This window comes from Paenibacillus sp. FSL P2-0173, from assembly GCF_038008045.1.
GTDB classification, from domain to species: Bacteria; Bacillota; Bacilli; order Paenibacillales; family Paenibacillaceae; genus Paenibacillus; species Paenibacillus polymyxa_B.
This window is the reverse complement of record NZ_JBBOYK010000001.1, coordinates 1055513-1068956: the sequence shown is the minus strand read 5'-3', so window position 1 is coordinate 1068956 and position 13444 is coordinate 1055513. Positions and strand designations below refer to the sequence as shown.

Genomic DNA, 13444 nt, shown 5'->3' with positions numbered 1-13444 from the left:
ACAGCCAACATGATATTTGTCCTATTTCATACAGCTAGGAGGACATGTTTATGGATTCAAAAGATATTTTTCGTGCGGTGCAAGCAGGGGAAATCAATTATGAAGATGCTGAAAAACAATTGCTTCAATTTATTGGCGAGCTCCCGGATGAATCATTGGAAGCCAGTCCACAGGAATTATCAGAAGGACGGGCTTTCACGTTGCAACCATTGGACAGCTTCCACACGTCGGAGGATGGGCAGGAGATAAGCGCCCCCCAAATGAAGGTACAGTCTGTGGTTGAATTGCAGGAATTTGAGCACGGGATTGTCTTGTTGAAAATGAAGGACACGGTGCACAAAAATACATTTTCCGATGAACTGATTATTGGCCTGAATCAGGCGTTTGAGACAGTGCAGGCTAACGAGAATTATAAAGTTGTGATTCTGACGGGATATGACACCTACTTTGCCACAGGAGGCACCCAAGAGGGGTTGCTGGCTATCCATGAGGGAAAGGCGAAATATAGCGATACCAATGTTTACAAGATTGCTTTGGATTGCAAGCTGCCCGTCATCGCTGCTATGCAGGGACATGGGATTGGTGCTGGCTGGTGCATGGGGATGTTTTGCGATTTTATCGTGATGAGTCGGGAAAGCATCTATACTACTAACTTTATGAAGTACGGCTTTACTCCCGGAGCGGGTTCGACCCTGATTTTCCCTGAGAAATTCGGGGTTAGTATGGCACAGGAAATTCTATTTACAGGTACTAGATATAGTGGTTCGGAACTGGAAACCAAAGGGGTTCCTTTTCCGGTTGTACCGAGGAATGAAGTGGTGCCGCACGCCATGCAGCTGGCAAGAAAACTGTCTGAGTCTCCCAGGGAGTCATTAATTGAGCTGAAAAACCATATGGCCCAATCGATAAGAGAAAAGCTGGCGGCTACTATTGAAAAAGAAATAAAAATGCAGGATAAAACGTTTCTGAATCAGCAAGAAGTTAAAGAACGGATTCAATTCGCCTATGGACAGCTGCCGAATAGCAATGATTCCCACAAAACGGTCAAGCATGCTGATTCTAAAAAAGCTATGCTAGATATGCCGCGCGGTCAGGAACATAAGGAGTCTATCGCAATTATTGGTATGGCAGGGCAATTCCCGGAATCAGGGACTTTGGCTGAATTTTGGGACAATCTGGCTCAGGGCAGGGATTGTATATCGGAAATCCCTTCAACGCGATGGTCAATCGATGAATATTACGATACCGATCCCAAGGCTCAGGGAAAAACCTATAGCAAATGGATGGGTGTTTTAGAGGATGTAGATAAATTTGACCCGTTGTTCTTTAATATATCCCCTGCAGAAGCAGAGATGATGGATCCTCAACAGCGCCTATTTCTTGAAAGCAGCTGGAAATGCATTGAAGATGCTGGATTAAATCCAGCCTCACTGTCGGAGAGCCGTTGCGGTGTTTTTGTAGGTTGTGCAGCCAGTGATTATGGGAGGTCCATGAGTGGGCAGGGGCTAAATGCGCAGGTTCTTATGGGAGGGTCGCCTTCAATTCTATCCGCTCGGATTTCGTATCTGCTAAATTTGAAAGGTCCTTCTTTGGCTATTGATACCGCATGCTCTTCCTCTCTGGTGGCTATTGCTGAAGCCTGCAACAGTCTCCTTTTAGAAACAAGTGACCTTGCTTTGGCAGGCGGAGTCATGATTATGGCTGGTCCGGGGATGCATGTTATGACTAGCAAGGCAGGAATGCTGTCCAAGGATGGACGGTGCTTTACCTTTGATGCCCGTGCAAACGGGTTTGTCCCCGGAGAAGGAGTTGGGGTCATTTTATTAAAACGGCTCTCTGATGCAGTCAGAGACAAGGACTCCATATATGGAGTTATTCGGGGATGGGGAATGAACCAGGATGGAAAAACCAACGGAATAACTGCCCCAAGTGTAAATTCACAAATCTCGCTGGAAAAAGACGTATATCGACGGTTTAACATTCATCCCGAAACCATCTCCATGATAGAGGCCCACGGAACAGGAACAAAGCTGGGTGATCCTATCGAGGTGGAGGGACTTACGGAATCATTCCGATCCTATACAAGCAAGAAGGGCTATTGCGCATTGGGGTCACTGAAAAGCAATATGGGTCATATGATGACTGCGGCCGGAGTGGCCAGTGTGATGAAAGTGCTGCTGGCCATGAAGCACCACCAATTGCCGCCTACCATTCATTTCGAATCCTTAAATGAGCATATTTCTCTGGAGGATAGTCCGTTCTATATTAACACCAGCCTGCAAAGCTGGGAGCCCGAACCGGGAGTACCCCGGCGTGCGGGCGTAAGTTCTTTCGGATTTAGCGGCACTAACGCTCATATGGTTATTGAAGAATATGTTCCTGTAGTCTCTGCGGTGAATCTACCCCCAGTGGGTAAAGACAACCCGGGACTATTTGTGCTGTCCGCTAAAAGTGAACAATCCTTGAAAACCTATGCAGCAGATATGATGAATTTTGTTAAGTTGCACGAAAGCGTTAATCTCACGGACCTGGCCTATACCTTGCAAGTGGGAAGAGAGGCCATGGACTGGCGTCTCGCGTTTTTGACGGATTCAAGAGAAAATCTGATAGATGAACTTGAACATTTTATTAACGGAAACTCGTCGGAAAAAGTGCTGATCGGCCGTGTGAACTATCCAGGTGGCGGAATCGAACTCTTGGATTCGGACGAAGACACCGGAACCCTGGTTCGGGCCTGGACTGAGAAGAAAAGACTTGATAAGGTAGCCAAATTGTGGGCCAATGGCGCAAGCATTGAATGGAACGCACTTTATGGAGATATCAAGCCCAGACGAATCAGTCTGCCGACCTATCCTTTTGAAAGGGCACGCTATTGGTTATCCGAAACAGACACTGGACAAGGCAGTGTAAATCTGGCTATGACTGCCCAAATTCATCCTTTATTGCATCAGAATATTTCCGATCTCTCCGGACAACGTTATAGCTCTACTTTTACAGGCCGGGAATTTTTCCTGTCAGACCACAGAATCAAGGGTCAACAAACATTACCCGGGGTGGCTTACCTCGAAATGGTGCGAGCAGCTGTAGAAGAGGCAGTGGGGGCCGTAGTAGAAGGCGGGACCCATATTCAGCTGAAAAATATCGTATGGGCTCGGCCTGTGGTTGTAGCAGACGGACCGGTCAGGGTACTCATCAGTCTATATCCCCAGGACAATGGAGAGATTGCGTTTGAAGTATGCAGCGGGATGGAAGGAACCGACGCTGAGGGCATTATACACAGTCAGGGAATGGCTGTGCTGGAGAGGGCTGGCGAGCTACAGTATCTGGACCTGAATGTCTTACGGGCAGACTGTACCCGCACACCACTTTCTTCAAGCCAATGCTATGAAGCTTTCAAAGCCATGGGGATAGACTATGGACCCGCACACCGTGGCATTGAGGCAATCTTTCGAGAAAAGGATTACGTGCTGGCCAAGCTGTCCCTACCATCCTCTGTACTCCATACTCAAACTGAATTTGTACTGCATCCAGCTTTGATGGATTCAACTTTGCAGGCCACAATCGGCTTGGTAATGGGTTCGGAAGAAAATTTGCCTGTAGGCAAGCCAGCGTTACCCTTTGCTTTGGAGGAACTGAAGATTTCCGAAAAATGCACTCCAGTGATGTGGGCCCGGATCTCTCACGATGGGAGTGAAGAGACGTCGAATGGATTAAGCAAGGTGGATATTGATCTGTGCGATGAGACCGGAAAGATTTGCGTGCAGCTCAAAGGACTTTTATCCAGAGCTTTGGAAGGAGATGTGGGGCAAGCCAGCATCACTGAGGATATGGGTACACTGATGCTTGAGCCTGTCTGGCAGGAGACACCTGTCACCACAGGGGTGAACGCTAACGAAGATATCCAGCATGTTGTGATCCTGTGTGAAGTGGATGGTATCTCCGGGGAGGATATTGAAGCCCACATGGATGGTACTCGCTGCCTTGTTTTACAGTCCTCCAGCATGGATATGGACAGTCGGTTTGAAGATTATACCATTCAGATATTTGAAGAATTGCAAAGCATCCTGCTAGACATCCCCAAACAGAAAGTTTTGATACAGCTTGCAACCCGCGCTCGGAAGGACCAACAGGTTTATTCCGGGCTCTTTGCAATGCTGAAAACCGCTCAAAAAGAAAATCCGAATGTCATGGGTCAGCTGCTTGAGCTTGATGTAGAGGATAATGTCGAAGGAATCATTGAGAAACTACAAGGGAACCGGAGTGGCCTGCATAACGAACGGATACGGTACCAAGGGGACAAACGACAGGCTTTAATGTGGCAAGAAATTGAAGCCTTACGTGAAGATGCAGACCTGCCGTGGAGAGATGGTGGGATCTATCTCATTACTGGTGGCTTAGGTGGCCTGGGGCTTATTTTTGCCAGAGACATTGTGCGCAATGTGAAAAACTCCACCGTCGTATTGGTGGGTCGGTCATCACTTTCTGCGGACCAAAAGGCTCTGTTAAGCGAACTGAGAGCGCTGGGCGGTCATATAGAGTATCAACAGGCAGATGTGGGCCACAACGAATCGGTTACCGGGTTAATTCATGGCATCGTCGAGCAATTTGGCGGCCTTAACGGTATTTTGCACACAGCCGGAGTGATTCGGGACAACTTCATCATCAAGAAGACTAAAGAAGAGGTTAGAGAAGTGCTGATTCCGAAGGTCTCAGGGGTGATGAATCTGGACCAGGCCAGCAGAGACCTGCCTCTGGACTTCTTTATCTTATTTTCTTCTGGCGCAGGAAGCCTTGGCAATGTAGGGCAGGTTGACTACTCCGCTGCTAATGGCTTTATGGATGCGTATGCCTCCTATCGAAATGCTTTGGTGACAGTAAAGCAGCGCCAGGGGCAAACGCTGTCGATAAACTGGCCTCTGTGGAAGGATGGAGGCATGCATGTCGACCTGGAAACGGAAAGGGCGATGCAAGGCCTGGGCATGATTGCCATGCAAACGGAGAATGGAATCAAAGCTTTGTATCAAAGCCTGTCTTCCGGCAGAAGTCAGGTTATGGTGATCGAAGGGTATCCCCAAAGGATTAAAGCGGCAATTCTAGGCCAGCTCTCGGAAACTGATGTCTCAGGCCGATCTGTAATGGAAAGCGGGGGAGCATCGCTTATCGGAGAAGAATGGCTAAGGGAAAAAGCGGAGGGTTATTTGAAAACGGTACTTTCAACCGTGATCAAGCTGCCCGCTGAAAGTATAGATGTCAATGCACCAATGGACAGGTATGGGATTGACTCGATACTGGTTATGCAGCTTACCAATGAATTGGAAAAGACTTTCGGCTCACTACCGAAAACATTATTTTTTGAACACCAGAATCTCCGGTCATTGACGGGTTATTTCCTTGAATCGTATCGCGGTCGGCTGATTGATGCTGTAGAAGCGACAGAGAAGAATACGGCTCCTGATGCAGGCCCGAAAGTACCTATAAAAGCAACCATAGAGCCTTTAGCCTCGATATCGGCTAATCGTAGGCGTCCATGGCTTTTCCCGACAGGTATACAACCACATCAGGAGAAGAAGGCATTAGACATTGCAATTATCGGCGTGTCGGGGAGATATCCGGGAGCATTGGGTATCCGAGAGTTCTGGGACAACCTAAGGGATGGAAAGGATTGCATTACAGAGATTCCTAAAGAACGCTGGGATCACAGTCTGTACTTTAATGAAAACAGAGGCAAGCCCGGAAAAACCTACAGCAAGTGGGGAGGGTTCATCGATGGAGTGGACTGGTTTGACCCGTTGTTTTTCAATATTTCGCCAAGGGAAGCGGAAACGATGGACCCGCAGGAGCGCTTATTCCTGGAATGCGTTTATGAAACGATAGAGGATGCAGGTTATACGAGAGAAACCCTTTGTGCAGAGCGGGAGCTTGGCGGCATAGAAGGCAATGTCGGGGTTTACGTCGGAGTGATGTACCATGAGTATCAACTCTATGGAGCCCAGGAACAAGCCAAGGGAAGGATGATTGGACTTCTCGGGAATGCCTCGGCGGTTGCCAACCGGGTATCGTATTTTTGTAATTTTCAAGGGCCAAGTATCGCTGTAGATACCATGTGCTCCTCGTCACTGACATCAATTCATATGGCCTGTCATGGACTACAGCATGGAGAATGCGAACTGGCAGTAGCAGGAGGGGTCAACGTCTCCATCCATCCTAACAAATACCTATTGTTGGGACAGGGAAGTTTTGCATCAAGCAATGGGAGATGTGAAAGCTTCGGACAGGGAGACGGATATGTACCGGGAGAAGGAGTCGGGGCTTTGCTGCTCAAGCCATTAGCCAAGGCCATAGCAGACGGAGACCGGATATATGGAGTTATCAAAGGAACTGCAGTGAACCACGGGGGGAAAACCAACGGCTATACCGTACCTAACCCCAATGCACAGGCCCGTGTGATTGGTCAGGCAATTAAGGAGGCAGGAATCAACCCCAGAACCATCAGCTATATAGAAGCCCATGGAACAGGAACTCCACTGGGAGACCCGATTGAAATTGCAGGCTTACAGAAGGCCTTCCGGAAATATACCGGCGATAAGCAGTTCTGTTCAATCGGGTCGGCGAAGTCTAATATCGGGCATTGTGAGAGTGCTGCTGGTATCGCCGCGGTGACAAAGGTGCTTATGCAGTTGAAATATAAACAAATCGTGCCTTCGCTACATGCAAGTACCTTAAATCCCAATATCGACTTCAGCGATAGTCCCTTTAAAGTTCAGCAAGAATTAGAAGAGTGGAAAAGGCCTGTAGTTGCCATCAACGGTGAAACCAGAGAATACCCAAGGGCAGCAGGAGTATCGGCCTTTGGTGCTGGGGGCTCTAACGCTCATGTGGTCATCGAAGAATATATTCCAGAAGAAGCTAGTCAGCAGCAAGCTGCTCCTGCATCCCTGAATCCTGTCATAGTCGTGTTGTCGGCCAAAAATAAGGAAAGGCTGGACGAGCAGGTGCAAAGATTGCTGTCTGCACTCAGAGAACTGAATGACCCGCATACAAGTCTCTCAGATATCGCCTACACGCTGCAAATCGGGCGAGAAGCGATGGACGAACGTCTGGCGATCATTGCAAAATCCATCCAAGAGCTTGACTGGAAATTGGAAGGCTTCCTACAAAAAAAGGAAGGCGTAGAAGAACTGTATAGAGGACAGGTAAAGCGTAATAGAGGAGGGCTTGTCACTCAGGAAGTCGATGAAGATATGGCTAAAATGATTGATGCATGGGTGGACAAAGGGAAGTATGGAAAGCTCGCTGAACTTTGGGTTACGGGACTGATTTTGGATTGGAACAAGCTTTATGAGGATGTGAAGCCTCGCAGGATGAGTCTGCCAACCTATCCTTTTGCCAGAGAAAGCTATTGGATACCCGTACATGAGGAAAAGAGCGCCGCAATAACAGAAGCCGCTTCGTCCCAATCATCCTTTTTGACACCTTTACTGCATCAGAACACTTCAGACTTTCTGGAGCAGCGGTTCAGTTCAACGTTTACAGGCGAGGAATTTTTCCTCAAGGATCATGTTGTGAAAGGCCAAAAGGTTCTGCCTGGCGTAGCCTATCTTGAGATGGTACGGGCGGCTGTAGAACGTTCCACAGGAGATATGGACAACAGCACAACAGGAATCCGTTTGAAAAATGTAAACTGGATTCGGCCCATTGTGGTGGACAACCAGCCAGTTCCTGTACACACCAGGCTCTCTCTGGAAGACACCGGAAAAATCAGCTTTGAAGTGTATAGCGGGCAAGTAGGAAGCGAAAGAGGGCATACCGTGCATAGCCAAGGTGATGCGGTGCAGGTTTGCGTAGAGCAAAAACCGACACTAAACCTTAAGGCGTTACAGGCAGATTTTGGTCAACACAGGTTTAACGGATCGCAATGTTATGAAATCTTCGAGGAAATGGGAATGGATTATGGCCCGGCATACAGATGTGTGGAGAAGGTATATACACATCCGGGCAGGGTACTAGCCAAGCTGGCATTGCCTTCCTTCATTTCTAATATGGCGGACAGCTTGGTTCTTCACCCCAGCTTGCTGGATTCGGCCTTGCATGCATCCATCGGGCTAATTATGGGCCAAGAAAACGGAGGGTTGCCGGGTAGCGCTGTACCAGCTACGCCTCATATGCCGTTTGCCCTCCAAGAGATTGAGATTTATGGGGCATGCACCCCGAACATGTGGTCGTTGATTCAATACAGCGAGGGCAGCAAGAAAGAAGACAAGGTACAGAAGCTTAATATTGACTTGTGTGATGAGGAAGGAACTATTTGCGTCAGAATAACAGGATTATCCACCCGGGCGCTGGACGGAGAAGTCGGCATTGAAAATGCACAAGGCGCAGCGGCAGGAGAAAGTGCCGCCGACCCGCTTGTAGGATCCGTAATGCTCATCCCGAAATGGGACCCTGCTGCTGTAAAAAAAGATGTCGTTTCCCCGTCACCGACAGACCGATTGGTCATTGCAGGTGGTACTGACAAAGACAGACAGGCCATCCGGGAGTATTATCCTAGGGCGCATTTCTTGGAGCTTCAAGCGCACGATTCCATTGAAACAGTTGCCTCAAAGGTAGAAGAATATGGAGCCGTTGACCATATCCTGTGGATTGCACCCTGTGTTTCCGTCGAATCGGTGACTGCCGAGTCCTTGATCAAGGAACAGGAGCAGGGAGTCCTTCTCTTCTTTAGAATGGTCAAAGCGATGCTTTTATTGGGATACGGGACGAAAAAGCTAGGCTGGACAACGATAACCAATCAAGCTCAGCCGATGGATCAGAACGATACAGTCAACCCGACTCACGCAAGTCTTCATGGGCTGGTAGGCACCATGGCCAAAGAATATCCGAACTGGAAAATCCGTATCCTTGACCTGCAATCCGATGATGACTGGCCGCTATCCGATATGTTTACGCTGCCTTCGGACCGACAAGGAAGGATGTGGGTTTACAGAAATGGGCAGTGGTACCGGCAGCACTTGGTCCCATTCAAACAGACTTCAGGTTTAAAAGGACAGACGCTATACAAAACCGGAGGCGTCTATGTGGTCATCGGGGGTGCCGGCACTATCGGAGAGGCTTGGAGCAAGTATATGGCCTGTACCTACCAGGCCCAGATGGTGTGGCTAGGCAGAAGGCAAAAGGATGCCTCTATCCAGGCCAAACTGGACGGATTTGAAGGCCTGGGACCTGTTCCATGCTATATCACGGCGGATGTAGCAGACGAAAGGGAGCTGCAGCGGGCATATGAGGAAATAAAACAGCGGTACTCCAACATAAACGGAGTGGTCCACTCAGCCATTTCATTTTTGGAGAAGGGCTTGGAAGATTTGACGGAGGAAGAGCTCCGGTCAGGGCTTTCAGCAAAGGTTGATGTAAGTGTACGCATGGCTCAGGTCTTCCAAAATGAGCCGTTGGATTTCGTATTGTTCTTCTCTTCCATGATTACCTATGTAAAGAATCCGGGACAAAGTAGCTATGCTGCCGGAAGTACCTTTAAAGACGCGTTTGCGCATCGTCTTTCGCAGGAATGGCGTTGTCCAGTGAAGGTCATGAACTGGGGATACTGGGGGAGCGGCGAAAACAATGCCTCTCAAAATGGAGGGCAGGAGGTAGAAAATTACTCCAGACTGGCGCAAATAGGTGTTGGGCTCATTGACCCGCAGGAGGGGATGGAGGCGCTTGAGACGCTTCTTGCCTCACCGATAGACCAAATGGGGCTTATGAAAACAACAAGACATCTGGAGATGGAAGGGACTAATCCGACGGAAGAGATTGATCTCTACCCGCCTAATTCGGATCCGAATCTCAGGGATATTCAGGAAAATATTGCTACAGCAATACAATCAAGAAGCCATTTTATCGAAAACTATGCTGCAGACGATATGGGCGACCTCCAGGAAAGGGAGATGGAACATCTCCTAAGCAGGTTGTTGCGGGAGCAGCTCTTGTCCATGGGGTTATCAGGGACAGATCGTCAGTCTGTCGACGAGTTCAAAAATAAACTCGGACTACCTGAGCTATATGGCAAATGGCTGAAAGAGAGCATGGAGATTTTGGCACAGATGGATAACGACCTATCAGGTAGAAACTCCAGCTTGACGGATCGAGATGATGTCTGGCAGGAATGGGAAGAGCGCAAGCGTACATGGCTACAATATCCGCAGATGAGAGCAAGGGTTAATTTGGTTGAGACAACGCTACGGGCTTTACCGGAAGTGCTTACCGGAAAATCGCCTGCGACTGAAGTCATCTTTCCCAATTCCTCAATGGAACTAGTGGAAGGAATTTATAAGAACAATCTGGTGGTGGACTACTTTAATGAAGTACTTGCCGATACTACTGCCGCTTATATCCAGGAGAGGATTATGGCCGACGCCGCTGCGGAAATCAGAATTCTGGAAATCGGCGCGGGCACCGGAGGGACCAGTGCCACGCTATTCCTGAAATTGCGCCCATACCGCAAACACATTCAGGAATATTGCTATACCGATATTTCCAAAGCCTTTTTGATGCACGCGGAAAAAGAGTATGGGCCGCATAATCCGTATCTCAGCTACCAGATTTTTAATGTTGAAGAACCTATTGCTGGGCAAGGTGTTGAGACGGGTAAATATGATATTGTCATTGCCGCTAATGTACTTCATACCGCAAAAGACATCCGCCAGGCGTTACGTAATGCTAAAGCGGTTTTGAAAAGCAACGGCTTGCTCCTGCTCAATGAAATCACAGGTAGTAGCGTGTTTACCCACCTTACCTTCGGATTGCTAGATGGCTGGTGGGCGTATGAGGATCCGGAATGGCGTATTCCTGGATGCCCAGGGCTTCACCCTCAAATATGGGAAACCGTACTGGACAAAGAAGGTTTCCATGCAGCGTTCTTCCCGGCGCAAGAGGCGCATGATTGGGGCCAGCAGATTGTTGCAGCCCAAAGCGATGGCTTGGTTCGGCAAAAGCGACAGCACAAACGAAGATCAATATTGATAGAGAAAAGAACCGTAGAAACGGTATCAGTGAAGCAACGAACTCAACCCAAAATAGAGGTAGAACATGTGCTGCGTGAAAAAAGTACGGCGTACTTTAAACATTTGCTTGGTGAGACGCTAAAAATGGAACCGGGAAGTATCGACTCAACGGTTGCCCTGGAAGAGTATGGAATCGACTCGATATTGGTTGTGCAAATCACAAATGTTTTGCGTGAAGTCATCGAGGATTTTGCCAGCACGCTGTTTTTTGAGTACAACACCATAGATGATCTAGTAGCATACCTTCTTCAAACGCAAAAGGACTCGTTGAAGAAGCTGGTAGGAATGAAGGAACAGGAGTTGACCGAAGAGACTTCCAGAGTTGAAGAGGTCCCTGCTTCACAATTACTCGCTACTGTCCCAATGAAGTTTGACCGGGGAGGGCGTTTCCTTAAGCCTTCTGACAGCACAAAGGAAAAGCCAACGACACGATCCTCCAAAATTAGGGATGTTGCGATTGTTGGGATGTCAGGACGCTATCCGGGAGCTCGTGATATAGAGGAATATTGGAATAATCTAAGAGAAGGTAAAAATTGCATAACTGAAATTCCGAAAGACCGTTGGGATTGGAAGACCTACTTTGACCAAGAAAAAGGGAAAAGGGGCACAATCTATACGAAATCGGGCGGTTTTATCGAAGGCATTGATTTATTCGATCCGCTATTTTTTAAGATTTCTCCCGCAGAAGCCGAAACAATGGATCCGCAGGAAAGACTTTTCCTGGAAGCAGCATATGCAAGCATAGAGGATGCTGGGTATACCCCTGCCAATCTTTGTGAGAGTAGAAGAGTCGGTGTATTTGCAGGCGTTATGAACGGGAATTACGGTTTGGGACCTCAATATAATTCCATCTCGAATCGGGTTTCCTATCATTTGGATTTCCAAGGTCCGAGTATGTCCTTAGATACCGCTTGCTCTTCCTCATTGACGGCGATCCATTTGGCTTTGGAAAGCCTGTATAGCGGTACAAGCGAGTGTGCCATTGCCGGGGGAGTCAACTTGATTGTAGACCCTATCCACTATATCAAGCTGTCGGCTATGACGATGCTTTCTAAAACGGGTGAATGTAAGTCATTCGGAGATCAGGCAGATGGATTCGTCGACGGAGAAGGTGTCGGCGCGATCGTGTTGAAGCCGTTGGAGAAGGCCATTGCAGATGGCGACCATATTTATGGAGTAATCAAAGGGAGCATGCTTAATGCTTCAGGTAAAACCAGCGGTTATACAGTACCTAGCCCTCAAGCTCAATCCTGGTTGATTGAAGAAGCGCTCCAGCGTGCGGATGTCGATGCAAGGACAGTTAGTTATATTGAAGCCCACGGAACCGGTACAGCTCTGGGAGATCCTATTGAAATTGCAGGACTGACAAGGGCTTTCGAAAAATTCACAAAGGATAAGCAGTTCTGCGCCATAGGGGCGGTCAAATCCAATATAGGCCATTGTGAGAGTGCAGCAGGCATTGCAGGAGTGACTAAAATATTGTTGCAGCTAAAGCACAGCCAGCTAGTACCATCCTTACATTCAAGGAAGTTGAACCCTGAAATTAATTTCAACAATACTCCATTTATCGTTCAGCAAAGCCTGGAGGAATGGAAGAGACCGGTAATTACAACCGATGGAATCACAAAAGAATATCCAAGACGGGCTGGAATATCGTCTTTTGGTGCAGGCGGGGCAAACGCCCATATCGTGATTGAAGAGTATATTCCCGAGTATCAGGAACAGTCTGGAGCAGAATCCGCTTCTCAGGGACCTGTCATGATCGTGTTGTCAGCCAAGAGCAAGGAGCAGCTTAAGGAAAAGGGACGGCAGCTGCTGAATGCTCTTCAGGAGCAGCTATTCTCCGCAAGCCTATCGGATATTGCTTACACGCTTCAGGTGGGGCGCGAAGCGATGGAGGAGCGTTTAGCCATACTTGTGGAATCTACCGCAGAGCTTGAGGAAAAATTAAAGAGTTTTGTGGATGGACGCCATAACATGCTCAACCTGTATAGAGGACAGGCTAAACGTAACAGAGAATCGTTGTCTATTTTTTCGGGGGACGAAGACTTGCAACAAATGATCGATCTTTGGATTTCCAAAAAGAAATATACCAAGCTTTTGGAGCTGTGGGCCAAAGGGATAAATTTGAATTGGAAAAAACTTTACACAGGGAAGATGCCTCACCGTATCAGCCTGCCTACCTACCCTTTTGCTAAAGAGCATTACTGGACTTCTGAAAGCAAGGATCAAGTAAAAGCCTATGTATTATTTTCGCAAGGTGAGAGCGATGTAGACTTTGATGATATATTGTGCGGCAGACTCTTGGATGAAATGATGAACGATACCCTGTCTGTTGATGAGGCTGCCAGTGAAATCCTCAATATATGTATACGTAAATGAGAAGTTTC

At 48.0% G+C, this 13444-nt stretch carries 1 protein-coding gene; it reads left to right on the top strand.

What is annotated here, in order from left to right; all coding sequences use genetic code 11:
- The first annotated feature begins 50 nt into the window (after positions 1–50).
- Positions 51–13436, top strand: coding sequence for an SDR family NAD(P)-dependent oxidoreductase (locus MKX30_RS04615; RefSeq protein WP_341062485.1), 13386 nt, complete (start codon positions 51–53; stop codon positions 13434–13436).
- Positions 13437–13444: the final 8 nt, after the last annotated feature.

Excerpts from the sequence above, each read along its gene's own strand:
- MKX30_RS04615 (WP_341062485.1), top strand. The coding sequence starts at position 51 with ATGGATTCAAAAGATATTTTTCGTGCGGTGCAAGCAGGGGAAATCAAT.